Source organism: Methylobacterium sp. J-077, from assembly GCF_022829365.1.
GTDB lineage: Bacteria > Pseudomonadota > Alphaproteobacteria > Rhizobiales > Beijerinckiaceae > Methylobacterium.
This window is the reverse complement of sequence record NZ_JAKSYJ010000142.1, coordinates 71,494-97,959: the sequence shown is the minus strand read 5'-3', so window position 1 is coordinate 97,959 and position 26,466 is coordinate 71,494. Positions and strand designations below refer to the sequence as shown.

Annotated in this window: 22 protein-coding genes; 18 read left to right on the top strand and 4 right to left on the bottom strand. The window is 69.8% G+C overall.

Going from position 1 to position 26,466, the window contains the following annotated elements; translation table 11 throughout:
* Positions 1–141 precede the first annotated feature (141 nt).
* From MKL11_RS17325 to murD, 5 genes are all read left to right on the top strand, one after another.
* On the top strand, positions 142–1,899 hold the full coding sequence (locus MKL11_RS17325) for a penicillin-binding protein 2 (RefSeq protein ID WP_279600555.1): 1,758 nt from the start codon (positions 142–144) through the stop codon (positions 1,897–1,899).
* Positions 1,896–3,356 carry a UDP-N-acetylmuramoyl-L-alanyl-D-glutamate--2,6-diaminopimelate ligase gene (locus tag MKL11_RS17320; RefSeq protein WP_313900758.1) on the top strand — a complete coding sequence of 487 codons (1,461 nt, stop codon included), beginning with the start codon at positions 1,896–1,898 and terminating at the stop codon, positions 3,354–3,356. The genes MKL11_RS17325 and MKL11_RS17320 overlap by 4 nt, the downstream gene beginning before the upstream one ends.
* Positions 3,356–4,840 (top strand): UDP-N-acetylmuramoylalanyl-D-glutamyl-2,6-diaminopimelate--D-alanyl-D-alanine ligase, encoded by a 1,485-nt coding sequence (locus MKL11_RS17315; protein ID WP_243945493.1) that lies wholly within the window; start codon positions 3,356–3,358, stop codon positions 4,838–4,840. The genes MKL11_RS17320 and MKL11_RS17315 overlap by 1 nt, the downstream gene beginning before the upstream one ends.
* A gap of 90 nt (positions 4,841–4,930) precedes the next feature.
* Entirely contained in the window at positions 4,931–6,016 is a 1,086-nt protein-coding gene (mraY, locus tag MKL11_RS17310) for a phospho-N-acetylmuramoyl-pentapeptide-transferase (protein WP_243945491.1), read from the top strand.
* 206 nt (positions 6,017–6,222) lie between these two features.
* On the top strand, positions 6,223–7,587 hold the full coding sequence (gene murD, locus MKL11_RS17305) for a UDP-N-acetylmuramoyl-L-alanine--D-glutamate ligase (protein ID WP_243945489.1): 1,365 nt from the start codon (positions 6,223–6,225) through the stop codon (positions 7,585–7,587).
* Positions 7,588–7,733: 146 nt separating this feature from the next.
* Here murD and MKL11_RS17300 read toward each other — a convergent pair whose 3' ends face one another.
* The gene (locus tag MKL11_RS17300) at positions 7,734–9,209 is read right to left on the bottom strand and encodes a PAS domain S-box protein (protein ID WP_243945487.1); all 1,476 of its coding nucleotides are present in this window, start codon (positions 9,207–9,209) and stop codon (positions 7,734–7,736) included.
* 287 nt (positions 9,210–9,496) lie between these two features.
* Between MKL11_RS17300 and MKL11_RS17295 the strand changes: the two genes are divergently transcribed.
* From MKL11_RS17295 to murC, 3 genes are all read left to right on the top strand, one after another.
* Positions 9,497–10,663 (top strand): FtsW/RodA/SpoVE family cell cycle protein, encoded by a 1,167-nt coding sequence (locus MKL11_RS17295; protein ID WP_243945485.1) that lies wholly within the window; start codon positions 9,497–9,499, stop codon positions 10,661–10,663.
* Positions 10,660–11,769, top strand: coding sequence for an undecaprenyldiphospho-muramoylpentapeptide beta-N-acetylglucosaminyltransferase (gene murG / locus MKL11_RS17290; protein ID WP_243945483.1), 1,110 nt, complete (start codon positions 10,660–10,662; stop codon positions 11,767–11,769). Before MKL11_RS17295 ends, murG begins: the two co-directional genes overlap by 4 nt.
* A gap of 152 nt (positions 11,770–11,921) precedes the next feature.
* Positions 11,922–13,328: a UDP-N-acetylmuramate--L-alanine ligase gene (murC, locus tag MKL11_RS17285; protein WP_243945481.1), complete on the top strand. Its 1,407-nt coding sequence runs from the start codon at positions 11,922–11,924 to the stop codon at positions 13,326–13,328.
* A gap of 15 nt (positions 13,329–13,343) precedes the next feature.
* On the opposite strand, the gene MKL11_RS17280 is transcribed toward murC, so the two are convergent.
* Both MKL11_RS17280 and MKL11_RS17275 read right to left on the bottom strand, forming a co-directional pair.
* On the bottom strand, positions 13,344–13,727 hold the full coding sequence (locus MKL11_RS17280; RefSeq protein ID WP_243945479.1) for a helix-turn-helix domain-containing protein: 384 nt from the start codon (positions 13,725–13,727) through the stop codon (positions 13,344–13,346).
* A gap of 10 nt (positions 13,728–13,737) precedes the next feature.
* Positions 13,738–14,055: a type II toxin-antitoxin system RelE family toxin gene (locus MKL11_RS17275; RefSeq protein WP_243945477.1), complete on the bottom strand. Its 318-nt coding sequence runs from the start codon at positions 14,053–14,055 to the stop codon at positions 13,738–13,740.
* 8 nt (positions 14,056–14,063) lie between these two features.
* Between MKL11_RS17275 and murB the strand changes: the two genes are divergently transcribed.
* The 9 genes from murB (at position 14,064) to MKL11_RS17230 (ending at position 24,819) form a co-directional block, all read left to right on the top strand.
* Positions 14,064–14,990 carry a UDP-N-acetylmuramate dehydrogenase gene (gene murB, locus MKL11_RS17270; RefSeq protein ID WP_243945465.1) on the top strand — a complete coding sequence of 309 codons (927 nt, stop codon included), beginning with the start codon at positions 14,064–14,066 and terminating at the stop codon, positions 14,988–14,990.
* A gap of 113 nt (positions 14,991–15,103) precedes the next feature.
* Positions 15,104–16,027: a D-alanine--D-alanine ligase gene (locus tag MKL11_RS17265; protein ID WP_243945454.1), complete on the top strand. Its 924-nt coding sequence runs from the start codon at positions 15,104–15,106 to the stop codon at positions 16,025–16,027.
* Entirely contained in the window at positions 15,994–16,950 is a 957-nt protein-coding gene (locus MKL11_RS17260) for a cell division protein FtsQ/DivIB (protein ID WP_243945451.1), read from the top strand. The genes MKL11_RS17265 and MKL11_RS17260 overlap by 34 nt, the downstream gene beginning before the upstream one ends.
* Before the next feature lie 52 nt (positions 16,951–17,002).
* Positions 17,003–18,325 carry a cell division protein FtsA gene (gene ftsA / locus MKL11_RS17255; RefSeq protein WP_243945449.1) on the top strand — a complete coding sequence of 441 codons (1,323 nt, stop codon included), beginning with the start codon at positions 17,003–17,005 and terminating at the stop codon, positions 18,323–18,325.
* Between the two features lie 91 nt (positions 18,326–18,416).
* The gene (gene ftsZ, locus MKL11_RS17250; RefSeq protein WP_243945447.1) at positions 18,417–20,186 is read left to right on the top strand and encodes a cell division protein FtsZ; all 1,770 of its coding nucleotides are present in this window, start codon (positions 18,417–18,419) and stop codon (positions 20,184–20,186) included.
* Positions 20,187–20,627: 441 nt separating this feature from the next.
* The gene (gene lpxC / locus MKL11_RS17245) at positions 20,628–21,575 is read left to right on the top strand and encodes a UDP-3-O-acyl-N-acetylglucosamine deacetylase (protein WP_243945445.1); all 948 of its coding nucleotides are present in this window, start codon (positions 20,628–20,630) and stop codon (positions 21,573–21,575) included.
* A 192-nt stretch (positions 21,576–21,767) separates the two neighbouring features.
* Positions 21,768–22,649 carry an outer membrane protein assembly factor BamD gene (locus MKL11_RS17240; protein WP_243945443.1) on the top strand — a complete coding sequence of 294 codons (882 nt, stop codon included), beginning with the start codon at positions 21,768–21,770 and terminating at the stop codon, positions 22,647–22,649.
* Between the two features lie 178 nt (positions 22,650–22,827).
* The gene (gene recN / locus MKL11_RS17235; RefSeq protein ID WP_243945438.1) at positions 22,828–24,501 is read left to right on the top strand and encodes a DNA repair protein RecN; all 1,674 of its coding nucleotides are present in this window, start codon (positions 22,828–22,830) and stop codon (positions 24,499–24,501) included.
* 117 nt (positions 24,502–24,618) lie between these two features.
* Positions 24,619–24,819 (top strand): hypothetical protein, encoded by a 201-nt coding sequence (locus MKL11_RS17230; RefSeq protein ID WP_243945436.1) that lies wholly within the window; start codon positions 24,619–24,621, stop codon positions 24,817–24,819.
* A gap of 78 nt (positions 24,820–24,897) precedes the next feature.
* On the opposite strand, the gene MKL11_RS17225 is transcribed toward MKL11_RS17230, so the two are convergent.
* Complete coding sequence (locus tag MKL11_RS17225; RefSeq protein ID WP_243945434.1) at positions 24,898–25,158, bottom strand: hypothetical protein; 261 nt, start codon at positions 25,156–25,158, stop codon at positions 24,898–24,900.
* Positions 25,159–25,423: 265 nt separating this feature from the next.
* Between MKL11_RS17225 and pstS the strand changes: the two genes are divergently transcribed.
* The gene (pstS, locus tag MKL11_RS17220) at positions 25,424–26,464 is read left to right on the top strand and encodes a phosphate ABC transporter substrate-binding protein PstS (protein WP_243945431.1); all 1,041 of its coding nucleotides are present in this window, start codon (positions 25,424–25,426) and stop codon (positions 26,462–26,464) included.
* The last annotated feature ends 2 nt before the right edge of the window (positions 26,465–26,466 follow it).

Sequence of the window (26,466 nt, the reverse complement as noted above, 5' to 3'; positions counted from 1 at the left end):
GACGCGGCAGCCGAGGTGCGAATCTCGGAGCACCAAGTCTCGGAACACCAAGTCTCGGAGCCCAACGCACCGGAGCACGACGCGGCGCACTACGCCGTGTCCGAGCACGATGCGGCCGCGCTCGAAGCCGCCGCCCGGGCGCTGAACCCGGACCGGCGCGCCGCCCGCGCCAAGGCGTTCGTGCGCAGCATGTTCCGGCTCGCCATCGAGCGCTCGCACATGCGCGTCGCCCTGGTCGGGCTGGTCTTCGTCGGGGTATTCGGGACGATCTCGGCCAAGCTCCTGATGATGGCCGTGTTCGGCGATCCGCCCAGCCAGGAGCACCGGGTCGCGGCCGCGTCCTCGACCGCGTTCCGGCCCGACATCGTCGACCGCAACGGCGAGATCCTGGCCACCGACATCCGCACCGTCTCGGTCTTCGCCGAGCCCGGCAACATCTACGACAAGGACGAGGCGGTGGAGCTGCTCACCGCGGTCCTGCCGGAACTCAACGCCTCGGAGCTGCGCGCCAAGCTGTCCTCGCGCAAGGACAAGAAGGGCGCGGGCTTCGTCTGGGTGAAGCGCGAGCTGACGCCGAAGCAGCAGGCCGAGGTCCACCGGCTCGGCATCCCGGGCATCGGCTTCCTGCCCGACCACAAGCGGGTCTACCCGAACGGCACCGCCGCCGCCCACATCCTGGGCGCGACCAACCTCGACGGCGTCGGCATCGCCGGCATGGAGAAGTACATCGATTCCACCGGCCTGCAGGCGCTGAACAGCTTCGGGCTGGTCAACAAGCAGGCCGACCTCAAGCCGGTGCAGCTCTCCATCGACCTGCGCGCCCAGTTCGCCGTGCGCGACGAGCTGGCCTGGGGCATCGACCACTTCAAGGCCAAGGCCGGCGCCTCGATGATCCTCGACGTCAAGACCGGCGAGGTCATCGCCCTGGTCTCGATGCCGGATTTCGACCCGAACGACCCGAAGGACGCGCTCTCGCCCGACCGCATCAACCGGATGAATGTCGGCGTCTACGAGATGGGCTCGACCTTCAAGGCGATGACGCTGGCCATGGCCCTCGATTCCGGCAAGTACAACGTCAACTCGACCTTCGACACCCGCGGTGGCGTGCTGAACTGGGGCCGCCAGAAGATCCACGAGTATCACGGCACCAACCGGCTCATCACGATGCCGGAGGTGTTCACCCACTCGTCCAACATCGGCTCGGCCAAGATGGCTCTGGGCGTGGGCGTGCCCGGCCACAAGGCGTTCCTGAAGAAGATGGGCCTGCTCGACCGGCTGCGCACCGAGCTGCCGGAGAGCGCGGCCCCGATCGTCCCGTCCCGCTGGAGCGAGATCAACACCATCACCATCGCGTTCGGCCACGGCATCGCGGTGGCGCCGATCCAGGCCGCGGCCGCCGTGGCGGCGATCGCCAACGGCGGCGACCTGATCACCCCGACGTTCCTCAAGGCGAACCCCGACGACAAGGCGCGGTCCACGCACGTCCTGTCCGGCCAGACCTCCGAGGCGATGCGCTACATCATGCGCCTGAACGCCGCCGAGGGCTCGGCCAAGAAGGCGGCGATCCCGTACTACTTCGTCGGCGGCAAGACCGGCACGGCCGAGAAGGTGATCGGCGGGCGCTACATCCACAACCGCCTGTTCACCACCTTCATGGCGGCAGCGCCGATGAACGATCCCAAGTACCTGTTCGTGACGATCATGGACGAGCCGCAGGGGCTGCCGGAATCGGGCGGCTATGCCACCGCGGCGTGGAACTCCGGCGTCGTCACCGGCAAGGTGATCGAGCGGGTCGCCCCGATCCTCGGCCTGCCACCGCAATTCGAGCCGCCGGTGCGGCCATTCCCCCAGATGGTCAAGCTCAACGCCTACCACATCAATCAGCTGGGCGGCCCGTGAGCAGCCGCCTCGCCGAGCTCTTCCCGGAGGCCGCCGGCCCGGCCGCCGACCTCATGGTCTCGACGGTGACCGCCGACAGCCGGAAGGTCGTCCCGGGCGGCGTGTTCGTCGCCGTGCCGGGCACCCAGGCCGATGGCCGCCGGTTTGCCGCGCAGGCCGCCGGACGCGGTGCCATCGCGGTGGCCGGGGAGGGCGAGCGCCCCGCCGACCTGCCCGAGGCGGTCGCCTGGATCGCCGTACCGGATGCCCGCCGGGCTCTGGCGCTCGCCGCCGCGCGGCTGGCCGGTGCGCAGCCCGGGGCCGTGGTCGCGGTCACCGGCACGGCCGGGAAAAGCTCGGTCGCCGATTTCGTGCGCCAGATCCTGGCCCGGCTTGGCCGCGACGCCGCGAGCCTCGGCACCGTCGGGATCGTCACCAATCGCGGCGCGGAATACGGCTCGCTCACCACCCCCGACCCGGTGACGCTGCACCAGACCCTGGCCCGGCTCGCCCGCGACGGCGTCACCGAGCTTGCCATGGAGGCGTCTTCTCATGGGATCGAGCAGCGCCGCCTCGACGGTGTGCGGCTCACCGCGGCAGGCTTCACCAATCTCGGCCGCGACCATCTCGATTACCACGCGAGCATCGAGGAATACCTCGCGGCCAAGCTGCGCCTGTTCACCGACCTCCTGCCGGAAAGCTGCCCGGCGATCGTCAACGCCGATGGCGCCTATGCCGATCGGGTGATCGCGGCAGCCGAAGGCGCCGGGCGGCCGGTTCGCACGGTCGGGCGCGCGGGATCGGAGATCCGTCTCGTCTCGGCAAAGACCGAGGGCTTCGCGCAAGCCGTGACGCTGCAGCATGACGGCGTGACCCGGACGGTGCGTCTTCCCCTGGTCGGCGATTTCCAGGTCGCGAACGCCCTGGTGGCGGCCGGCCTGGCGCTCGCGACACCGGCCGGTGCCGCCGATCCGGCGGGTGTGTTCGCGGCCCTCGACGATCTCACCGGCGTGCCGGGCCGCATGGAGCGGGTCGGCGAGGCGCGGGGGGGCCTGTGCCTCGTGGATTACGCCCACAAGCCCGAGGCGCTGGAGAGCGTGCTGACCACCCTGCGGCCATTCGCGTCCGGACGCCTCGTGGTGGTGTTCGGCTGCGGCGGCGACCGCGACCGGGGCAAGCGCCCGCTCATGGGTGCCATCGCCGCGCGCCTGGCCGATGGCGTCATCGTCACCGACGACAATCCGCGCACCGAGGAGCCTGCGGCGATCCGCCGGGCGATCCTCGAAGCCGCTGCGAAGGCTGAGGAAATCGGTGACCGCGCCGCGGCGATCCGCGAAGCGGTGCGGCGCCTCGGACCGGGCGACGTGCTGGTCGTGGCCGGCAAAGGCCATGAAACCGGCCAGATCGTGGGAGATCGCACCCTGCCGTTCTCGGACCACGAGGTCCTGCGCGCCGCCATCGCCGAGGCGGTGCGCTGATGGCGCGGCCGGATGGTGACCGGGGGCTGACCGTGACCGCACTCTGGACCCGAGACGACTTGGAGGCCGCCACCGGCGGGCGCCTGATCGGCGAGGGCCGCCCGATCGGCGGCGCCTCGATCGACACCCGCACGCTCCAGCCGGGCGACCTGTTCTTCGCCATCAAGGGCGAGGCCCGCGACGGCCACGACTTCGTCGCCGTCGCGCTCGGGCGCGGCGCCGGCGCCGCCGTGGTGAGCGAGGCCCGGGCGGCGGACCTCGCGGCGTTCGGCCCGGTGCTGGCGGTTCCGGAGCTGGGCGCCGATCCGGTCCTGACCGCGATGACCCGCCTAGGGAAAGCCGCAAGGGCGCGCACGGACGCCCAGATCGTGGCGGTGACCGGCTCGGTCGGCAAGACCGGGACCAAGGAGGCCCTGCGGCACGTGCTGAGCCAGCAAGGCGAGACCCACGCCTCCGCGGCCTCCTACAACAACCACTGGGGCGTGCCCCTGACGCTCGCCCGGATGCCGCAAGCCACCCACTACGGCGTGTTCGAGATCGGCATGAACCACCCGGCCGAGATCGTGCCGCTGACCGCCCAGGTCCGCCCCGATATCGCGCTGATCACCACGGTCGAGCCGGTGCATATCGAGCATTTCGCCTCGGTTTCGGCGATTGCCGACGCCAAGGGCGAAATCTTTTCCGGCCTCGAGCCCGGTGGCGTCGCGATCATCAACCGCGACGGCGCGCATTTCGAGCGCCTGCTTGCCCATGCGCACGCCTCCCGCGCCGGCCGGGTGATCAGCTTCGGCGAGCACCCGGAGGCCGATGTGCGCGCGCAAAAAATCGTGCTGCGCCCCGACCTGTCGGTGGTCGACGCCGTGGTGATGGGCCAGCCCGTCACCTACAAGCTCGGTACCGCGGGGCGGCACGCGGCCTTGAACTCCCTCGGCGTGATGGCGGTGATCCATGCGCTCGGCGCCGATCTCGCCGAGGCGGCCCTGTCGCTGGCCGGGTTGAGCCCGCCGGTCGGTCGCGGCGAGCGCACCGCCCTGGAGATCGAAGGCGGCACCGCCTACCTGGTCGACGAGAGCTACAACGCCAACCCGGCCTCGGTCCGGGCCGCGATCGCGACGCTCGCCGGCATCGAGACCGGCCCGCGTGGCCGCCGCATCGCGGTGCTAGGCGACATGCTGGAACTCGGCGGTGCCGCCGCCGACCTGCATCGCGGCCTCGCCGAGGCGATCGAGGCCGCCCGGATCGACCTCGTCTTCGCCTCCGGTCCGCTGATGCGCAACCTGTTCGAGGCGCTGCCGGTGAGCCGCCGCGGCGGCGTCGCCGACACCGCCGCCGACCTGATCGAGCCGCTGACCCGCAACCTCCGGTCCGGCGACGCCGTGATGGTCAAGGGATCGAACGGCAGCCGCATGGGGCGGATTGTCGAGGTCCTGAAAGCCCGCTACGCGGTCGACCCGGCGCGGCGCGGACTGGCCGCCGCCCCGTGATCCGCCTCATGATCGGTACGCCCGAGCGTTCGCGACGATCGGTGCCGCCCCCCGAAACCCGCGCCTGAACAAAAGGGGCCGAGCGCCCGGATGCTGTACCTTCTCTCGGAACTGAGCGGCACGTTCTCGCCGTTCAACGTCTTCCGCTACATCACCTTCCGCACCGGCGGCGCGCTGTTCACGGCGGGCCTGTTCGTGTTCTGGTTCGGGCCGTGGATCATCTCCCTGCTGCGCCTGCGCCAGGGCAAGGGCCAGCCGATCCGCGAGGACGGGCCGCAGACCCACCTGCTGACCAAGCGCGGCACGCCAACCATGGGCGGGCTGATGATCCTGGCGGGCGCCGTGGTGGCGATCCTGCTCTGGGCCAACCCCCGCAACCACTACGTCTGGGTGACCCTGACCGTCACCCTCGGCTTCGGGGCGATCGGCTTCTACGACGACTACCTCAAGGTCACGAAGCAGTCGCACAAGGGCTTTTCCGGCAAGTTCCGGCTGTCGCTGGAGGCGCTGATCGCCATCGCGGCCTGCACGATCATCTCGATCTACTCGCCGGTGGCGCTGCAGAACCAGCTCGCCTTCCCGGTGTTCAAGGACGCGCTGCTGAACCTCGGCTGGTTCTACGCCCTGTTCGGGGCCTTCGTGATCGTCGGCGCCGGTAATTCCGTGAACATGACCGACGGCCTCGACGGGCTCGCCATCGTGCCGGTGATGATCGCCTGCGGCACGTTCGGGATCATCGCGTATCTCGTCGGCAACTCGTTCACTGCGAGCTACCTCCAAGTGAACTACGTCCGTGACACCGGCGAGCTCGCCGTGGTCTGCGGCGCCGTGATCGGGGCCGGCCTCGGCTTCCTGTGGTTCAACGCGCCGCCGGCGCAGATCTTCATGGGCGATACCGGCTCCCTGGCGCTGGGTGGCCTGCTCGGCACCATCGCGGTGGCGACCAAGCACGAGATCGTCCTGGCGATCGTCGGCGGCCTGTTCGTGCTGGAGATGATGTCGGTGATCATCCAGGTCGCGTCGTTCAAGCTCACCGGCAAGCGCGTCTTCCGGATGGCGCCGATCCACCACCATTTCGAGCAGAAGGGCTGGAAGGAGCCGCAGGTCGTGATCCGATTCTGGATCATCGCGGTGATCCTGGCGCTCGCGGGCCTCGCGACCCTGAAGCTGCGCTGAGAAACTGTGTTAGACTGTATTCCACTATGGCCGATCCCAAACGGGCCCTCATCCTGAGGTGCGGCCGCGAAGCGGGCGCCTCGAAGGAGCCCCCCAGCCGGCCGCGTGATCCCTGGAGGGCTCCGTCAAAGCCCGCTGGCGCGGGCACCTCGGGATGAGGGGGTTGGGTGGGATCGGCGATGTTCCCACGTTGAATTGAGTTTCGCATGACACCCGTCACCGTCTTCGCGGGCCAGAAGGTCGCCCTGTTCGGGCTCGGCGGCTCGGGGCTGGCCACGGCCAACGCGCTGAAGGCCGGCGGTGCCGAGGTGATCGCCTGGGACGACAACGCCGACAGCGTCGCGCGTGCCGAAGCGGCGGGGATCGGCACCCAGGACCTGCGCGAGGCCGCGTGGCCCGGCTTCGCGGCCTTGGTGCTCAGCCCCGGCGTCCCCCTGACTCATCCGGAACCGCACTGGACCGTCCGGCTCGCCCGCGAGGCCGGCACCGAGATCATCGGCGATATCGAGCTGTTCTGCCGGGAGCGCCGGGCGCGGGCGCCCGGGGCGCCGTTCGTGGCGATCACCGGCACCAACGGCAAGTCGACCACCACGGCTTTGATCGCCCACGTGCTCGCCCAAGCCGGGCGCGACGTGCAGATGGGCGGCAATATCGGCACCGCGATCCTGTCGCTGGAGCCGCCGGACGCGGCCCGCATCCACGTGATCGAGATGTCGTCGTTCCAGATCGACCTGACCCCGGGCCTCGATGCGATGGTCGGCGTGCTGATGAACATCACGTCGGACCACCTCGACCGCCACGGCACCATGGAGCAATACGCCGCCATCAAGGAGCGCCTGATCAGTGGCGCCGGTCTGGCGGTGGTCGGCATCGACGACGGCCCGAGCCGGGCCATCGCCGAGCGGCGTACGGGCGACCTCGTGCGGATCCACGTGCCCAGCGGCGACGCGCTCAGCACCGACGCCCTGACCGTGCGCGACGGCCTCGTCCGCGATCCCGACGGCACGGCTCTCGCCGACGTCAACGGCATCGGCTCGCTGCGCGGCGCCCACAACTGGCAGAACGCCGCCGTGGCGGTGGCGGTCGCCCGAGCCCTCGGCCTCAGCGGCGAAGAAATCCAGGCCGGGCTGTCGTCGTTCCCGGGCCTGCCGCACCGGATGGAGGAGGTCGGGCGGCGCGGATCGGTGCTGTTCGTCAACGATTCCAAGGCGACCAACGCAGATTCCACCGAGAAGGCGCTCACGGCCTTCCGGGACATCCACTGGATCCTCGGCGGCAAAGCCAAGGAGGGCGGGATCTTCCCGCTGGTGCCGTATTTCCAGCGGGTCGCCCACGCCTACCTGATCGGCGCAGCCTCGGATGCCTTCGCGGCGACGCTCGAAGGCGTGGTGCCCTACACCCGCTGCGAGACCCTGGAGGTCGCGGTCCCCAAGGCCGCCGAGAACGCCGCCGCCTCCGGTGCACCGGAGCCGGTGGTGCTGCTCTCGCCGGCCTGCGCCTCCTACGACCAGTTCCGCAATTTCGAGATCCGCGGCGACCGTTTCCGTGAACTGGTGCAGGCGCTGCCTTGAGGGCGTCGATCAGGGTTTCAAAAGGTTCGGACCTTTTGCGGGTGCAGGGCGGAGCCCGGCAAGAGAGCTTCGCTCTGTGCCCTCAGGGGCTCCGCCCCCGAACCCCGCCAAAGGGCTGAGCCCTTTGGAAACCCGATACCGGCCGCTCAGCGCGCCAGCACCTTGGCGGCATCCCGGGTGGTCGCCACCGCCTGCGAGACGTCGGCCACCGATTGCGCGATTGCCCCGATATTGCCGGTGATCGCCGCGACCGCCCCGGCGGCGCTCTGCATGCTCTCGGCGAGGTCGCGGGTCACCGCGCTCTGCTCCTCGATCGCCGCCGCGGTGGACACCACGGTCTCGCGCATCACCGAGACCGAGGACCCGATCGAGCCCAAAGCCACTACGACTTCCTGCGAGACCTGCTGGACGCTGGCGATCTCGCTGTTGATCTGGCCGGTGGCGCGGGCTGCCTGGTCGGCGAGTGCCTTCACCTCGGAGGCGACCACCGCGAACCCGCGTCCGGCCTCGCCGGCGCGCGCCGCCTCGATGGTGGCGTTGAGCGCCAGCAGGTTGATCTGACCGGCGATGTTCTGGATCAGGCCGACGATGCTGGACATCGCCGTCGCGCTGTCGGCGAGCCGCTTGGTGTGGCCGTCGGCCTCTTGCACGCAGGCATAGGCGGTGTCGGTGGCGCCCTGCGAGCGGACGATGCTCTGGGACATCTCGGCAACGGAAGCGGCGAGTTCCTCGGCCGCCGCCGCCACGGTCTGGACGTTGCCGGACGTCGAATCCGCGGCCGACGCAGCCAGCCGGGCGGCATCGGTGGAATGCAGGACCGCGTGCTCGATCGCGCCGAACTTGCTGTCGATCAGGGTCCGCAGGTCGGCCAGCAGGCGGACCTGCTCGGTGATGTCGGTGGCGAACTTCACGACCTTGTAGGGCCGTCCGGCGGCGTCGAGGATCGGGTTGTAGGAGGCCTGGATCCAGACCTCGCGCCCATCCTTGCCGAGGCGCCGGAACTGCGCGGCTTGGTAGGTGCCGTTGCGCAGAGCCGCCCAGAAGGCGCGATACGCCTCGCTGTCCCGGTAGCTGGGCTCCACGAACAGGCTGTGGTGCTGACCGACGACCTCGTCGCGCCCATAGCCCATCACGGCGAGGAAATTGTCGTTGGCCTCGATCACCATGCCGTCGAGGTCGAAGGCGATCACCGCCTGCACCTTGTGGATCGCCGCGATCTGGCCGGTGCGGTCGGCCTCCTCGGTGCGCTGTCGGGTGATGTCGGTGGCGAACTTCACCACCTTGTAGGGCCGCCCCCGGGCATCGAGCATCGGGTTGTAGGACGCCTCGATCCAGATCGCGCGGCCGCCGCGTCCGACCCGCCGGAACTGGCCCGTCTCGAACGTGCCGCCGCGCAGGCGCTCCCAGAACGCCTTATAGTCCGGGGAATCGCGGTAGCCCGGGTCGACGAACAGGCTGTGGTGCTGCCCGACGATCTCCGGCAGGGTGTAGCCGACCGCGTCGAGAAAGTTGCCGTTCGCCGATAGGATTCGGCCGTCGAGATCGAACTCGATCATCCCCTGGACGCGGTCGAGGGCGGCCAGCTTGGCCTGCGCTTCACGGACCTTCAGAGCAGCGAACATGGCGGGTCGGCTTCTGCTGTGCGGATCGGGGCTGACAAAGCGACGCCCTGGACGGGCCACTTTCCGATCCTGGTGGGGATGCACGCCAGAGTTGCATGTCGAGAATTAACATTCGATGACATCATTCAAAGTACAGATTAGGCGAATACGGTAATTCCTCTCGCTGCCAGCGCCGCCGGCTCGCGCGCAGGCCGGCCGGCCATAAGGCTCCGTTTACCATTCCCCCACAGGATCTGGCCCGACCCACGCGGACCGGCCTCCGCGCGGCCTGGAGTTCGGTGCCCGGCATGATCTCACGCGCGGAACGCACACCGCTGACCGACTGGTGGTGGACGGTGGACCGCGGGTTGCTCGCGGCGCTGTTCGCGCTGATGGTGGCCGGCCTGGTCTTCCTGATGGGCGGCGGCCCGCCGGTCGCCGAGCGCATCGGCCTGCCGACCTTCTACTTCCTCAACCGGCAGGCGCTCTATCTCGCGCCGACCATCCTGCTGATCTGCGCGGTGTCGTTCCTGTCCCTGCGCGGGGTTCGGAGACTGGCGCTGGTCACCTGGGTCTGCGGCGTCGCGCTCTGCCTGCTGGCCGGCAAGTTCGGCCCGGAGATCAAGGGCGCGCATCGCTGGATCCAGTTCGGACCGATCGGCCTGCAGCCGTCGGAATTCGTCAAGCCGGCCTTCGTGGTCGTGGCTGCCTGGGCCTTCTCGGAGGGCGCGCAGCGCCGCGACATGCCGGGCGGCTTCCTGGCGATGCTGCTCCTGCCGGTCACCATCGTGCCGCTGCTGCTCCAGCCGGATTTCGGCCAGACCATGCTGATCACCATGGTCTGGTGCGCGCTGTTCTTCGTCGCCGGCCTGCACCTGATCTGGGTGGCGCTGCTCGGCGTGCTCGGGCTCGGCGGCGTGTTCGCGGCCTACCTGTTCTTCCACCACGTCCGCGAGCGCTTCAACAAGTTCCTCGACCGGGATTCCGGCGGCGGCTTCCAGGACTTCTGGTCGCGGGAATCGTTCCGCTCGGGCGGCTGGTTCGGCACCGGCCCGGGGGAGGGGGTGGCCAAGCGGCACCTTCCGGACGCACATACCGACTTCATCTTCTCCGTCACCGGCGAGGAATTCGGCGTGATCGTCTGCCTGTGCCTCGTGGGCCTGTTCGCCTTCATCGTGCTGCGCGGCCTCAAGCTGGCGCGGCGCACCGACGACACCTTCTCACGGCTGGCGATCACCGGCCTGACTACCCTGTTCGGGCTCCAGGCCTGCATCAACATGGCGGTGAACACCCAGCTGATGCCGGCCAAGGGCATGACCCTGCCGTTCGTGTCCTTCGGCGGCTCGTCGATGATCTCGCTGGCGCTCGGCACCGGCTTCCTGGTCGCCCTGACCCGCAAGCGCCCGCGCACCGTCCTGCTCAGCCAGAAGCCCCCCGGCACCGCCTCGGCCACCGTCGCCGGAGTGATGCGGTGACGGTCTTCACCCCCACGATCCTGCTCTGCGCGGGCGGCACCGGCGGCCACCTGTTCCCAGCCGAGAGCCTCGCCCACGCGCTCCGCGCCCGCGGCATCCGGGTGGCGCTCGCCACCGACGCCCGGGTCGACGCGATCGCGAGCGAGTTCCCGGCCTCCGAGGTGGTCACCATCGCCTCGGCGACGCCGTCGGGCCGCTCGCCGCTGAAACGGGCCAGCGCCGTGCTGACGCTTGGCCGCGGCTTCGGCGTCGCCGCCAGGGAGATCCGGCGGATCAACCCGGCCGCGATCGTCGGCTTCGGCGGCTACCCGACCGTGCCCCCGGTGCTCGCCGGCCAGATCCTGCGGGTTCCGACGGTGCTGCACGAGCAGAACGCCGTGATGGGCCGGGCCAACGCCTTCCTGGCGCGCGGCGCGCGGACCATCGCCACCGGCTTCAAGGATGTCCGCGGCGTCCCCGACAAGGCGCGCGCGCCTCGCATCCACACCGGCAACCCACTCCGTCCGGCGGTTATCGAGGCGGCCAAGACCCCGTATCCCGCGTTTGGCGACGGCGACGTCCTGCGGCTCCTGGTGTTCGGCGGCAGCCAGGGCGCGCGGGTCATGGGCGAGGTCGTGCCAGAGGCGATCGAGCGCCTACCCGCCGACCTGCGGCGGCGCCTGCACCTCGTCCAGCAGGTCCGGCCCGAGGATCTGACCGCGGTCCAGAACCGCTACCTCGCCCTGGGGCTCGCCGGGCTCGAGGCGGCGCCGTTCTTCAAGGACCTGCCGGCTCGCATGGCCGCGAGCCACCTCGTGGTCTCGCGATCGGGCGCCTCGACGGTGTCGGAGCTCGCCGCGATCGGCCGGCCGTCGATCCTGGTGCCGCTGCCCGGCTCCCTCGACCAGGACCAGGCTGCCAACGCCGCGACCCTCGAGGCGATCGGCGCGGCGCTGGCCCTGAAGCAGACCACCTTCACGCCGGATCGCCTCGCGGCCGAGCTGGTGGCCTGCTTCGAGACGCCGGCAAAATTGACCGCGGCGGCCGATGCGGCCAGAAGCGCGGGCATCCACGACGCCGCTGAGCGGTTGGCCGAGGTCGTCATCCAGACGGCCAGCCGCGGGTAGCAATGGGGTTTCCAAGGGGCTCAGCCCTTTGGCGGGGTGTCGGGGCGGAGCCCTGATGCGTCGGGCAAAGCCCGACAGCAGGGCTCCGCCCTGCACCCGCAAAAGGTCCCAGACCTTTTGAAACCATGACGTTACGGAAGGTACGACGACAGATGAAGCTGCCCGACAAGCTCGGTCCCATCCACTTCATCGGCATCGGCGGCATCGGCATGTCCGGCATCGCCGAGGTGATGAGCAACCTCGGCTACACGGTCCAGGGCTCCGACGCCTCGGACAACGCCAATGTCCGCCGGCTCGCCGAGAAGGGAATCCGCACCTTCGTCGGCCACCAGGCCGAGAACGTCGACGCCGCCGCCCTGGTGGTGGTCTCGACCGCGATCCGCCGGGACAACCCGGAGCTCCAGGCCGCCCGCGAGCGCCGGCTGCCGGTGGTCCGGCGCGCCGAGATGCTGGCCGAGTTGATGCGCTTCAAGTCCTGCGTCGCCATCGCGGGCACCCACGGCAAGACCACCACGACCTCGCTGGTCGCGACCCTGCTCGACGCCGGCAGCCTCGACCCGACCGTGATCAACGGCGGCATCATCAACGCCTACGGCACCAACGCCCGGATGGGCGAGGGCGACTGGATGGTGGTGGAGGCCGACGAATCCGACGGCACCTTCCTCAAGCTGCCGGCCGACGTCGCCATCGTCACCAACATCGACCCCGAGCATCTCGACCATTTCGGCTCCTTCGAGGCGGTGAAGGACGCGTTCCGGCGCTTCATCGACAACATCCCGTTCTACGGCTTCGCGGTGATGTGCACCGACCACCCGGTGGTGCAGGACATGGTCGGCCATATCGAGGACCGGCGGATCATCACCTACGGCGAGAACCCCCAGGCCGACGTGCGCCTGCTCGACGTGGACCTGAAGGGCGGCCAGAGCCGCTTCCGGGTGATGATCCGCGACCGGCGCCCGGGCTTCCGCATGGAGATGGAGGATCTCGTCCTGCCGATGCCCGGCAAGCACAACGCGCTCAACGCCACCGCGGCGCTCGCCGTCGCCAACGAGCTCGGCGTCTCGCACGACGCGATCCGCCGGGCGCTCGCGGGCTTCGGCGGGGTCAAGCGCCGGTTCACCCGCACCGGCGAGTGGAACGGCGCCACGATCTTCGACGATTACGGACACCATCCGGTGGAGATCAAGGCGGTGCTCAAGGCCGCCCGGGCTTCGACCGACGGCAACGTCATCGCGGTGGTGCAGCCGCACCGCTACACACGGCTCGCCTCGCTGTTCGACGATTTCTGCACCTGCTTCAACGACGCGGACACCGTGATCGTGGCCCCGGTCTACACGGCCGGCGAGGCGCCGATCGAGGGCGCCGACCGGGACGCCCTGGTCTCCGGCCTGCGCTCCCGCGGTCACCGCGACGCCCGCCTCCTCGACCGGCCGGAAGAGCTGGCCGGCATCGTCGCCGAGCTCGCCAAGCCCAGCGACTACGTCGTGTGCCTGGGCGCCGGCACCATCACGCAGTGGGCCTACGCGCTCCCGGGCGAACTCGCCGCGCGGGGGAAGTGAGGGGGTGGGCGTGGATCAGACCGATTCCGGCAAGAGGTCTTCGACGGCGACGTCGAGCGCCCGTGCAAGCCGTTCGTAGACGGCGGGATCGGCCGTGCCCGCGCCCGTTTCCAGATCGGCGACCTGCAACTCCGGCACCGCGCCGTCGCGTGCCAGAGCGGCAACCGTCATTCCCCGCCGGGCGCGCCAGAACGCCAGGGGACTCGGTGCCGCGCGCAGGGTGTCGAGATCGGCCTCGTCCAAAAGTTCTTCATGGCCGACGCTCAAGCGCCTCTGCGACTCGTCGATGACGCGCGCGTCGAGCGAGTCCTCCGCCAGCTCGCGCAGCCGCTCGAATTCCGCCTCCGGCAAGATCACGATGGCCTCTCCGGAGGGCGTCCGGGTTCTGACGATCGTCACGGGCGGTATCCTAGCCGGAGATCGAGCCGCGCGGGCCGACGGCGTGAACAATGATCCGATCCACCTCGATCGTGAAGACCGCGCGCCAATCCCCGACGCGCAATCGGTACCGATCGCCCGCGCCCCTGAGGGCCTTCACGTTGTTGGCGAGGCTATCCGGCTCCTGCGCATGGAGGCGCAGCTTCTGCCGGATCAGGTCTTCGGTCGGCTTCGGCTTCGGCATCCGGCTGAGGCTGCGGGCGGCCGCACGGGTGAAGACCAGGCTTCTGCCGGTATCATTGCCCATCCCGCCGTGATTCCCTCGAGCGAGCCGGTTGATCCGGTCCAAAGCTTAGCATGACCGCATCGCTTCACGACCGTATCCGCGCCGCCGCGCCTGCCCTGCGCGGGCGCCTGCTCGCGGACCAGCCGCTCGCCGACCTCACCTGGTTCCGGGTCGGCGGCCCGGCGGAGATCCTGTTCACCCCGGCCGACGAGGAGGATCTCGCGCTCTTGCTCGCCGCCCTGGAGCCCGACGTGCCGGTCACGGTGATCGGCCTCGGCTCCAACCTGATCGTCCGCGACGGCGGGGTGCCGGGCGTGGTGGTGCGCCTCGGCGGCAAGGCGTTCGGCGGAATCGCGGTCGACGGGGAGACTCTGCAGGTCGGCACCGCCGTGCCGGACGTGCGGCTGGCCAAGGCAGCGGCCGAAGCCGGGCTCGACGGGCTCGCGTTCTACCGGGGCATCCCGGGCTCGATCGGCGGCGCCCTGCGGATGAACGCCGGCGCCCATGGCGGCGAGACCACCGACGTGCTGGTCGAGGCGCACGGGATCGACCGCCGGGGTGCGTTGCATCGGTTCAGCCACGCCGAGATGGGCTTTTCCTACCGTCATTCCGACGCCCCCGAGGATGTGATCTTCACCCGCGCCCTGTTCCGCGGAAAGCCCGGCGATCACGTCGCGATCGAGGCCGAAATGGAGCGGGTCACCGCCGCCCGCGAGGCCGCGCAGCCGATCCGCGAGCGGACCGGCGGCTCGACCTTCGCCAACCCGGAGGGCGGCAAAGCCTGGCAGCTGATTGACGCCTCCGGCTGCCGGGGCCTGACCCGGGGCGGTGCCCAGGTCTCGCCGATGCACTGCAATTTCCTGATCAACATCGGCGGCGCCACCGCCGCCGATATCGAAGGGCTGGGCGAGGAGGTCCGGCGCCGGGTGCGGGAGACCAGCGGCGTCGCGCTGCGCTGGGAGATCCGGCGGATCGGCGTGCCCGCGATCGAGAGCTGAGATCGAGGCGCGAAAGGGACGGATGTTACGCTACGCGGTGATCATTGCGCCGGTAGGCGTCACCGGCTCAGCCTACGTCCCCGTTCGAGACTGACCTTTCCGAGGAGCCCACCATGTCCAAGAACGTCGCCGTCCTGATGGGCGGCTCCTCCGCCGAGCGCGAAGTCTCGCTCAGTTCCGGCAAGGCCTGCGCGGACGCTCTCGAAGGGGAGGGGTATCGGGTCACCCGGGTCGATGTCGGGCCCGACATCGCTTCGGTGCTCACCGCCCTGCGGCCGGACGCGGCCTTCAACGCCCTGCACGGCCCGGACGGGGAGGACGGCACGATCCAGGGCCTCCTGGAGATCCTCAAGATCCCCTACACCCATTCGGGCGTGCTCGCCTCGGCGCTCGCCATGAACAAGGTGCGGGCGAAGACGGTCCTGCACGCCGCCGGCGTCGACGTGCCGGCGGGCCGGATCGTTAACCGCTTCGAGGCCGCGAAAAACCACCCCTTGCCCCCGCCTTACGTGGTCAAGCCGATCTCCGAGGGCTCGTCGATGGGCGTCATCATCGTGCGCGACGGCCGGTCGCACCCGCCCCAGATCCTGGCCTCGGAGGACTGGACGTTCGGCGAGCAAGTCCTTGCAGAACCTTACATAGCTGGTCGCGAGCTCACCTGCGGGGTGATGGGCGACAAGGCCCTCGGCGTGATCGAGGTGAAGGCCGCGACGGGGGACTGGTACGACTACGACGCCAAGTACGCCCCGGGGGGGTCGGTCCACGTGCTGCCGGCCGAACTTAAACCAAATGTTTACCAGCGTGTCCAAGAACTGTCGTTAACGGCGCATCAAGCACTGGGCTGCCGGGGCGTCAGCCGTGCCGACCTTCGCTACGACGACACACCGGGTGGAACCGGTCTGCTCGTGGTGCTGGAGGTCAACACGCAACCCGGCATGACCCAGACAAGCCTTGTGCCGGATATGGCGGCCCATGCGGGCCTGAGTTTCGGTGAGCTCGTCCGATGGATGGTGGAGGACGCTTCTCTGAATCGCTGAGCGGCGGTGACGCTGCCGGGCACAGCCTTCCCGCGCGCCTCGTCGGCGCCGCGCTGGACCGGCTGACCGGACGCGCGCCCGCCCGCTCCCTCTCGGTGCGCCGGTCCCGCAAGGGCCAGCTTCTGACCGAGCGCTTGCCGCGGGGTGTCGGCACGGTAGGCCTCTCCATATCTCTCGCCGCCGTGGCGCTCGCCGGCTTCGTGGCGAGCGGGCGCTACGAGTCCTTCGTGACCGAGCAGGGCCGGCCTCTCGATATCGTCGCCCGGGTCTTCGGATTCGGCGTCGAGCGGGTGACCATCTCGGGCATCTCGCGGATGTACGAGCGTGAGGTCCTGGCCGCGGCCGGCATCGACTGGCGCTCCTCCGTCCCGTTCCTGGATGTGGTCGCGGTCCGCGAAAAGCTGCTGGCCGTGCCCCTGATCGCCCAGGCCTCGGTCCGCAAGATCTATCCGAACGAGATCGCCATCACCCAGGTCGAGCGCGAACCCGCCGCCCTCTGGCAGAAGAACGGCGAGATCAACGTGATCGCCGCCGACGGCACCGTGATCGACGCCATGCGCGACGACCGCTACGCCAGCCTGCCCCTGGTGGTCGGCGAGGACGCCAACACCAAGCTTCCGGAATATCTCGCTCTCATCGCCGCCGCCGGGCCGCTCTCCGAGCGGATCAAGGCCGGCACCTACGTCTCGGGCCGGCGCTGGACGCTCAAGCTCGACGGTGTCGACGTGCGCCTGCCCGAGCTAGACCCGGCCGCGGCGCTCGCCCGCCTGGTGCGGTTCGAGCGCGAGGCCGGCCTGCTCGAGAAGGACATCATCGCGGTGGACCTGCGCATGCCGGACCGCCTGGTGGTGCGCCTGACCGAAGAGGCCGCCGCCGCGCGCGCGGAAGCCCAGAAGGCGAAGAAGAAGGGCGCAGCCAGCTGATGCCCGTCCTGTCGATCTCCGCCCGTCCCGTCTTCTGCGTCCGGTAGTGTCAATGCACAGCCAACACGGCCTCACGCCGCGCCTGAAGCCGCTCTCGGCCCGACGCTCGACCACCCTGTCGGTGCTCGACATCGGCACCAGCAAGGTCGTCTGCCTCATCGCCGAGCTGCAGCCCGCCGAGGCGCTCTCGACCCTGCGCGGCCGGACGCACCTCGCCCGCATCATCGGCATCGGCCATCAGCGCTCCCTGGGGCTGAAGGGCGGGGCGATCGTCGATCTGGCCGCCGCCGAGGGCGCGATCCGCCAGGCGGTGCACGCCGCCGAGCGGATGGCCAAGGTCGAGGTCCAGTCGGTCATCGTCAACATGTCCGGCGGACGGCTCGCCTCGCAGCATTTCCAGGCCCGGGTGAACGTCCGCTCGGGCACCGTCACCGGCAGCGATGTCGAGCGGGTACTGGAGACGGCGAGCGCCCACGGCGTCAGCCCCGGCCGGGCCGTGCTGCACGCGCTGCCCACCGGCTACGCGCTGGACGGGCAGGGCGCGGTCATCGACCCGTCGGGCATGATCGGCGAGGCCCTCGGGGTCGACCTGCACGTGGTCACCAGCGAGCTCGCCGCCGCCCGCAACGTCATGCTGGCGGTGGAGCATTGCCATCTCGGGGTCGAGGCGGTGATCGCGACGCCCTACGCCGCCGGGCTATCCGCCCTGGTCGACGACGAGGCCGAGATGGGCGTCTGCGTCGTCGACATGGGCGGCGGCACCACCAGCGTCGGGGTGTTCTCGGGCGGCCACCTCGTCCACGTGGACGCGGTGGCGGTCGGCGGCCACCACGTCACCATGGACATCGCCCGGGGCCTCTCCACCCGCATGGCCGCGGCCGAGCGGCTGAAGACCCTCTACGGCTCGGCCCTCTCCACCCCCTCCGACGAGCGCGACATGATCGCCGTGCACGGGGTCGGCGAGGACGAGAGCGAGGCCCCGTCTCACATCCCGCGCTCCCAGCTGGTGCGAATCATCAAGCCGCGGGTCGAGGAGGTGGTCGAGCTGGTCCGCGACCGCCTGCGCGACGCCGGCTTCGCCGCCCAGGCCGGGCGGCGGGTGGTGCTCACCGGCGGCGCCAGCCAGCTCGTCGGCCTGCCGGAGGTCGCCCGGCGGGTCCTGCAGGGCCAGGTCCGGATCGGCCGGCCGCTCGGGATCCGCGGCCTGCCCGAGGCGGCCAAGGGTCCGGCCTTCTCGGCCGCCGTCGGCCTGCTGGTCTACCCGCAGGTGGCGCATGCCGAGCACTTCGAGCCGCGGGGGCACGGCGCCTTCGCGGCCACCGGATCCGACCGGTACATCAGCCGGGTCGGGCGCTGGATCCGGGACAGCTTCTAGGTTTCACCGCCGCCCTCACGGGCGGGGGATCGAAAAAATATCGGCGCCGCAGCGCCGCACGGAAAGCAGAGTAAGCGAGAGGCTCGACACCATGGCCATTACCCTCCAGGCGCCGGACATCCGGGAACTCAAGCCCCGCATCACCGTCTTCGGTGTCGGCGGCGCAGGCGGCAACGCCGTCAACAACATGATCGAGTCGGGCCTGCTCGGCTGCGAATTCGTGGTCGCCAACACCGACGCGCAGGCGCTCACCTCCTCGAAGGCGGAGCGGGTCATCCAGATGGGCCTGGGCGTCACCCAGGGCCTCGGCGCCGGCTCCCACCCGGAGGTCGGCTCGGCCGCCGCCGACGAGGTGATCGACGAGATCCGGGACCAGCTCTCGGGCGCCCACATGTGCTTCATCACTGCCGGCATGGGCGGCGGCACCGGCACTGGCGCCGCGCCGGTCATCGCCCGCACCGCCCGCGACATGGGCATCCTGACGGTCGGCGTCGTCACCAAGCCGTTCCAGTTCGAGGGCGTGCGCCGCATGCGCACGGCCGAGTCCGGCATCCAGGAGCTGCAGGCCGCCGTCGACACCCTGATCGTGATCCCGAACCAGAACCTGTTCCGGGTCGCCAACGAGAAGACCACCTTCGCCGACGCCTTCGCGATGGCCGACCAGGTGCTCTACTCGGGCGTCGCCTGCATCACCGACCTGATGGTCAAGGAAGGCCTGATCAACCTCGACTTCGCCGACGTCCGGGCGATCATGCGCGGCATGGGCAAGGCCATGATGGGCACCGGCGAAGCGTCCGGGGAGAAGCGCGCCAACCGCGCCGCCGAGGCCGCCATCGCCAACCCGCTCCTCGACGACGTCTCCATGAAGGGCGCCCGCGGCCTGCTGATCTCGATCACCGGTGGCTCGGACCTGACCCTGTACGAGCTCGACGAGGCCGCCACCCGCATCCGCGAGGAAGTCGATCAGGACGCCAACATCATCCTGGGCGCCACCTTCGACGAGAGCCTCGACGGCATCATCCGCGTGTCGGTGGTCGCCACCGGCATCGAGCCGCTGCTGATCTCGGCCAACTCGACCAACAACCCGGCGATCGCCGAGACCGAGCAGCGCATCGCCGAGGTGGCCGAGCGCCTGCGGGCCGAGGCGCGGGCCCGCGCGACCTCGCCGGTGCCGAGCATCCGCACGGACTCGATCGCCCAGGCTCCCGCGCAGAACCCGGCGCCGGCCGCCCCGCAGCCGGCCCCCGAGGCGCGGACCGAGACCCGGTTCGAGGCTCCCGCGCCGGTCGCCCGTGACGAGGTCGTCCTCGCTCCGGCCCAGCCGCGAGCCGCCGCGCCGTTCGTCCCGGCCCCCGCCCCGCAGCAGGCCGAGCCCGCGCCGCAATTCCAGGCCGGCCCGTTCGTCCCGCCGCGTCCGGCCGCCCCGGCCGCCGCGCCGCTCGCCCGCGCCCCGCGCATGCCGCAGATCCACGAGCTGCCGCCGATCGCCCAGAACCAGATCCTGGCGAATCGGGCCGCCGAGGAGGTGGCTCCGGAATCCAAGCGGACCTCGCTGCTGCGCCGTCTCGCCACCGTCGGCTTCGGCGGCCGGCGCGACGAGATGGAGGGCCTCCCCGCCCAGCGGGCCGCGGCTCCGGTCGCGCCGCAGCCCCATGTCGCCCAGCCGCAGCACTTGGTTCAGCCGCAGCACCTGGCCCAGCCGCATATTCCGCAGGCCCCGCGCGCTCCGGTCCCGCAGGCGCCGCAGTACCGGCCGGCCCAGGGCGGCCTCGATGCCCAGGGCCGCGTCGCGCCGCAGTCGCGGATGATGGACGACGACCAGCTCGAGATCCCGGCGTTCCTCCGCCGCCAGGCGAACTGAACGGCCGAGACCGAAAGGCGACACTGCAGGAGCCGGCGGGACACCGCCGGCTCTTCGCGCTGCAACGACGCAACCCTTGGTTGCCGAAGCTGAGGACGGGAGTCACAGCAGAGTTAACGTTTGTGACGCTATCCCCAGGTGCGTGATGCATCCACGCCACAGAACGACCACCTGTTAGCCACGCATTAACCAAGCTTTAAGCCTTTGTGCTATCACGTTTTTAGCGGCTCCAAGCAGCAAGCGTGTCTGTAACAGAGCGTAAGAATCCGTGATTTGGCTGCCCTGTGCGGTGCAGCTATAGACACTCGCAGACCAATGAGACGCGCTGCAGGACACAACCTGATAGCGCGGGTAGGGGCTTCAAGCAGCGGACGGATCGGACAGTTTCCTCACCATCCCTGGTCGGGATGGCGGGACCTGATCGTTGCCGGGGGCTAATGAATGCGAACGCATAAACAGACGACCCTGAAGGGGCCGGTAACGCTCTCGGGAGTCGGGGTCCATTCCGGGAACCCGGCCGAGATCACGATCCGCCCCGCTCCCGCCAATCACGGCGTCGCGTTTCTTCGAACCAGCACCACCCACGGCAACGACCGCCTGATCAAGGCCCATCACGCCCTCGTCTCCGCCACCGAGCTCTGCACCGTCATCGGTGATGTCGAGACCGGTGCCGTCGCCACCATCGAGCATCTGATGTCGGCCCTCTACGGACTGGGCGTCGACAATGCCCTGGTCGAGATCGACGGGCCGGAGATGCCGATCCTTGACGGGTCCGCCCTCCAATTCGTTCACGCCATCGACGCGGTCGGGATCGCCTCCTGCGGCACGCCGCGCCGCTGGCTGAAGGTTCTGCGCCACGTCCGCATCGAGACCGGTCGCGCCTTCGCCGAGTTGCGCCCGATCGACCGGGGCTTCCGTCTCGACGTGGAGATCGATTTCGACAGCCCGGTGATCGGCCGCTCGCGCAAGGCGATGGATTTGTCGCCTGCCTCCTACCGCCGCGAGATCGCCGGCGCCCGCACCTTCGGGATGATGAAGGACGTGGAGCGCTACTGGAAGGCCGGTTTCGCGCTGGGGGCCTCGCTCGAGAACACCGTCGCGGTCGGCGAGACCGCCGTGGTCAACCCCGAGGGCCTGCGCTTCCCGGACGAATTCGTCCGTCACAAGATCCTCGACGCGGTCGGCGACCTCGCGCTGGCCGGCCTGCCGATCCAGGGCGCCTACCGCTCCTATTGTGGCGGCCACCGCATGAATGTCGGCGTGCTTTCCGCCCTGTTTGCCGACCGGTCCAACTACGCCATCGTCGAGGCGCAGGGCTCGCGCCGCGAGGCTGTGCTCTCGGAACTCGGCGTCGGCCTCGGCATCGCCGCCTTCGCGGGCGATCTCTGACCGCCAATCTGTGACCCGCGGGACACAGCCGGCAACCGATACGGCCTGCCGCAGCGCTGCCGCTTTCGTGCCCGAATCGAACGTCACGGTTTAACGGTCCGTGAACGACGGGCACGGCCCGGTCGGGCCGGATCCACTCACGCGATGGCACGACGGCGCAAGACGTGCGCCGGTTCCGGGGAAGAGCGCCAGATGCCTGTCACCATTCGTCATCGCCGAGCGGCAGCCTTCATGGCGCCCCTCGTGGCCGTTCTCGGCCTGGGCCTCGGTGGCTGCGACTTCGACCCGACCAATCTCTTCGCCGAGAAGTACAAACCCGAGGTCGTGCCGGATGTCCCGGCGGACAAGCTCTACAGCGAGGGCTTGGCCAAGCTGCAGGACAGCGACTACGAGGGTGCCGTCAAGAAGTTCGACAATCTCGACAAGCAGTACCAGTACTCCGAGTGGTCTCGGAAGGCGCTGCTGATGACGGCCTACGCGAATTACGAAGGCCAGAAATACGACGACGCGATCAGCGCGGCGAAGCGGTATCTGCAGCGCCACCCGGCCAGCAAGGATGCCGCCTACGCGCAGTACCTGATGGCGATGTCGAACTACAAGCAGATCCCGGACGTGACCCGCGACCAGGACCGGTCCGAGAAAGCGCTGGTCGCCCTGCAGGAGCTGGTCCAGAAGTATCCGACGTCCGAGTATTCGGCCGACGCGCGATCGAAGATCCAGATCACCCGCGACCAGCTCGCCGGCAAGGAGATGGAGGTGGGTCGCTTCTACCTGGAGCGGCGCAACTTCCCGGCCGCAATCAACCGCTTCCGCGACGTGGTGGCCAAGTACCAGACCACCCGGCACGCGGAAGAGGCACTCGAGCGCCTGACCGAGGCGTACTGGGCGCTGGGCATCACCCAAGAGGCGCAGAACTCCGCGGCGGTGCTGGGACACAACTTCCCCGACAGCCCCTGGTACAAGGACGCGCACGCGCTCCTGGCCACGGGCGGCGTCGAGCCGCGCGAGGAGAAGACCTCGTTCCTCTCCAAGATCTACCGGACCGTGACGGGCAAGACCGCCTCAGCCGAGTGAGGATCGCGTGGGCCGCGGCCCGCATGACGACGCCCCAAGGCCCGGAGCCGACGCTCCGGGCCTTTGTCGTCCGCGCAGCCCCGCGGCACTGGGGATGGCGGCCGACGCATTTTGGGGGTGAATCCCTGCCGCAGCGGCCTTATGTCTGCGGTCCCATCCTCAGGAATCTCGTCGCCGCATGCTGGCGCAGCTCGCGATCCGCGACATCGTTCTGATCGACAGGCTCGAACTGAATTTCCGGGCGGGGCTGAGCGTCCTGACCGGAGAGACGGGGGCGGGCAAGTCGATCCTGCTCGACGCCTTCGCCCTCGCGCTCGGCGGCCGCGGCGACGGCCGACTCGTGCGCCACGGCGAGCCGCAGGGGGGCGTCACCGCGGTGTTCGACCTGCCCCTGGACCATCCGGCGCGCCACATCGCGGCCGAGGCCGAGATCGACACCGAGGGCGACCTGATCCTGCGCCGGACCCAGATGGCGGACGGCCGCACCCGCGCCTTCGTCAACGACCAGCCGGTGGGCGTGCAGGTCCTGCGGGCGATCGGCGCCGCCCTGGTCGAGATCCACGGCCAGCACGACGACCGCGCCCTGTCCGATCCGGCCTCGCACCGGGCGATCCTCGACGCCTTCGGGGGCCTGCAGACCCAGCTGACGAAGGTGGCCGCGGCGGCCAAGGCCGTGCGCGCTGCGCGTACCGAACTCGCCGAGCACCGCGCCCGGATCGAAGCGGCCCGCAAGGAGGCCGACTTCCTGCGCCATGCCGTCGAGGAACTCGCCGCCCTGGCGCCCCAGCCCGGGGAGGAAGCCCAACTCGCCGAGCGCCGCAGCGTCATGCAGCAATCCGAGAAGGTCGCGCGCGAGCTGAACGAGGCGCTGGACGCGGTCGGCGGCCCGCATTCGGGCGTGCCGCATCTCTCGGCCGCCCTGCGCAAGCTGGAGCGCCGGGCCGGGCAGCTTCCGGCGCTGATCGATCCCTGCGTCAATGCCTTGGACGCCGCCATGGTCGCCCTCGACGAGGCGCGCGCGGTGCTGGACGCGGCCGTGGCCGAGACCGAATTCGACCCACGCGACCTGGAGCGCGCGGAAGAGCGGCTGTTCGCGCTGCGAGCGGCGTCCCGGAAATACGACGTCCCGGCTGACGACCTCGCCGCCCTGGCGGAGCGCTATGCCGGCGAGGTCGCGACCCTCGATGCCGGCGAGGCCGCCCTCGAAGGCCTTGAGCAGGCCAGGGCAAAGGCCGAGGCGCACTACGCGGAAGCGGCGGAAAAACTCAGCGCCGGGCGCCGCCGGGCGGCCAAGCAGCTCGACGCGGCGGTGAAGGCCGAGCTGCCGCCGCTGAAACTGGAGCGCGCCCGCTTCATCACCGAGATCGTCACCGATCCGGAGGCGCGCGATCCGGCCGGCATCGACCGCGTCGAGTTCTGGGCGCAGACCAATCCCGGCACGAAGCCGGGCCCGATGATGAAGGTCGCCTCGGGCGGCGAGTTATCGCGCTTCATGCTGGCCCTGAAGGTCGTGCTCGCCGACAAGGGCTCGGCCCCGACCCTGATCTTCGACGAGATCGACACCGGCGTCGGCGGCGCGGTAGCCGACGCGATCGGCCTGCGCCTCGCCCGGCTCGCCGCCACCGTGCAGGTGGTGGCGGTGACCCACGCGCCCCAGGTCGCGGCCCGGGCGAGCACCCATTTCCTGATCGCCAAGGCCCCCGTAAAGGGCGCCGGCCGGGTCGCGACCCGGGTGGCGAGCCTGCCGGTGGCGGAGCGCCGCGAGGAGATCGCCCGGATGTTGGCGGGCGCCACCGTCACCGACGAGGCCCGTGCGGCGGCGGCCCGGCTGCTCCAGGGCGCGGATGCGTGAACGTGCATCAACCTTAACCGTTGATTGCACGTAAGCTTTCATTAACCATTCCTGACGAGACTGAACCCATCCCGGTGCCGTGGTCAGGAGCGCGCGGTTAATGGGCGGGAGGAAAACATGAAGCCGTCAATCGTCGCGTCCGACGGGCGCCCGCACATGGGTCGATCGATCAAGCAGGCGATCGACACGCAGCAGCTCGGGCTGACGCTTCGCACAGTCTACGAGGGCAGCGTCGACACCCAGCCGATCACCGACACCCACGTGGAACTGCTCCTGCGCCTGCGCCAGAAGGAGCGGGAGCTGCGTCGGGCGGGATAGGTCCGCCGTCTGAGGCGCAGCATCCCGGAATCAGTATCCGTTTCAGCGAAGCGTGTTTCAGACGCAGCGCCCCGGGCGCTACCAGCGCCGCGAACCGGGCCGCCGGCGGTACTCCGCCGCCCGGATCTGCGTCAGGATCCGATCGAGATCGACCAGGAGTTCGGCCTCCTCGACGTGCGCCTGTGCGACGGCTTCGGCATCGGTGCCGAAGCGCTGGCGCGCCTGCGCCAAGGTCAGCGCGCGCTCCACGGCCTCGCGATCGGCATGCAGGGCGAGCCATGCGGCATCCGGACCTGCCGCGTCGGGACCTTCCTCTGCCTCGGTCCCCTGGTCAGCCACGATCCGAACACCTTCCTGGCGCTGCGGGCGGCATCGTCCGCCGATCATCGCGCGCCACCGCCAGACTTGAACGCGCGAGCGCCCCAAACCGTGCCCTTGGCCCTGCGACGCGGTGTCATGCCGATGTCATCTGCCTGTCGTAACGCCCGGCCCATCGGGCGGCCGGCGCCGGGTCTCTTGGAAGACTGGCCGCACAGCTCTGCCGCGGGCATGGGCTTGCCGGCAGGGAGGCGCAGGCTTTCGCCCGACGGCAACGGAGATACCCTTGAGACCCTTCGCTTACGCGCTCGCCGTCGGCCTCGCGACGGTTCAGCTGGCGTCCGCCGCGCTCGCCGCCGACATCACGGGAGCCGGTGCCACGTTCCCGTTCCCGGTCTACTCCAAGTGGGCCGAAGCCTATCGCAAGGAGACCGGCTCGGGACTGAACTACCAGTCGATCGGCTCCGGCGGCGGCATCAAGCAGATCCAGGCCAAGACCGTCGATTTCGGCGCCACCGACGCGCCGCTCAAGGGTGAGCAGCTGGCCAAGGACGGCCTCGTCCAGTTCCCGACCGTGATGGGCGGCGTCGTGCCGGTGGTGAACATCGCCGGCCTCGAGCCCGGCAAGCTGAAGCTCACCGGTGACATCCTGGCGGACATCTACGCCGGCAAGATCTCGAAGTGGACCGATCCGCGGATCGCGAAGCTCAACGAGGGCGTGAAGCTCCCCGACGCCACCATCACCCCGGTCTACCGGTCCGATGCCTCGGGCACGACCAATATCTTCACCACTTACCTGTCCCAGGCCTCCGAGACCTGGAAGAAGGACTACGGCGCGGCGACCACGATCTCCTGGCCGGTCGGGCAGGGCGGCAAGGGCAACGAGGGCGTGACCGCCACCGTCAAGCAGGTGCCGAACGCCATCGGCTACGTCGAATCCGCCTACGCCAAGCAGAACAAGCTCGCCTACACTCTGTTGCAGAACAAGGCCGGCAAGTATCCGCAGCCGGAAGACAAGGCTTTCCAGGCCGCCGCCGCCAGCGCCGACTGGAAGTCGGCTCCGGGCTTCGGCATCTCGCTGACCAACCAGCCGGGCGACGACGCGTGGCCGATCACGGCGGCGACCTTCATCCTGGTCCACAAGGAACCCGCCGACACCGCCAAGGCCGCGGATACGCTGAAATTCTTCGATTGGGCCTACAAGAACGGCGACAAGCTCGCCTCCGACCTCGACTACGTGCCGCTGCCGGACAACGTCGTCGCTCTGATCCACGAAGAGTGGAAGTCTGTGAAGGGCAAGGACGGTAAGCCCGTCTTCAACATGTGAGT

Excerpts from the sequence above, each read along its gene's own strand:
- MKL11_RS17300 (WP_243945487.1), bottom strand. The coding sequence starts at position 9,209 with ATGTTCGCTGCTCTGAAGGTCCGTGAAGCGCAGGCCAAGCTGGCCGCC.
- murC (WP_243945481.1), top strand. The coding sequence starts at position 11,922 with ATGAAGCTGCCCGACAAGCTCGGTCCCATCCACTTCATCGGCATCGGC.
- MKL11_RS17295 (WP_243945485.1), top strand. The coding sequence starts at position 9,497 with ATGATCTCACGCGCGGAACGCACACCGCTGACCGACTGGTGGTGGACG.
- MKL11_RS17240 (WP_243945443.1), top strand. The coding sequence starts at position 21,768 with ATGCCTGTCACCATTCGTCATCGCCGAGCGGCAGCCTTCATGGCGCCC.
- murD (WP_243945489.1), top strand. The coding sequence starts at position 6,223 with ATGACACCCGTCACCGTCTTCGCGGGCCAGAAGGTCGCCCTGTTCGGG.
- MKL11_RS17265 (WP_243945454.1), top strand. The coding sequence starts at position 15,104 with ATGTCCAAGAACGTCGCCGTCCTGATGGGCGGCTCCTCCGCCGAGCGC.
- murB (WP_243945465.1), top strand. The coding sequence starts at position 14,064 with ATGACCGCATCGCTTCACGACCGTATCCGCGCCGCCGCGCCTGCCCTG.
- MKL11_RS17260 (WP_243945451.1), top strand. The coding sequence starts at position 15,994 with ATGGATGGTGGAGGACGCTTCTCTGAATCGCTGAGCGGCGGTGACGCT.
- recN (WP_243945438.1), top strand. The coding sequence starts at position 22,828 with ATGCTGGCGCAGCTCGCGATCCGCGACATCGTTCTGATCGACAGGCTC.
- ftsZ (WP_243945447.1), top strand. The coding sequence starts at position 18,417 with ATGGCCATTACCCTCCAGGCGCCGGACATCCGGGAACTCAAGCCCCGC.
- mraY (WP_243945491.1), top strand. The coding sequence starts at position 4,931 with ATGCTGTACCTTCTCTCGGAACTGAGCGGCACGTTCTCGCCGTTCAAC.
- MKL11_RS17315 (WP_243945493.1), top strand. The coding sequence starts at position 3,356 with ATGGCGCGGCCGGATGGTGACCGGGGGCTGACCGTGACCGCACTCTGG.
- lpxC (WP_243945445.1), top strand. The coding sequence starts at position 20,628 with ATGCGAACGCATAAACAGACGACCCTGAAGGGGCCGGTAACGCTCTCG.
- ftsA (WP_243945449.1), top strand. The coding sequence starts at position 17,003 with ATGCACAGCCAACACGGCCTCACGCCGCGCCTGAAGCCGCTCTCGGCC.
- MKL11_RS17230 (WP_243945436.1), top strand. The coding sequence starts at position 24,619 with ATGAAGCCGTCAATCGTCGCGTCCGACGGGCGCCCGCACATGGGTCGA.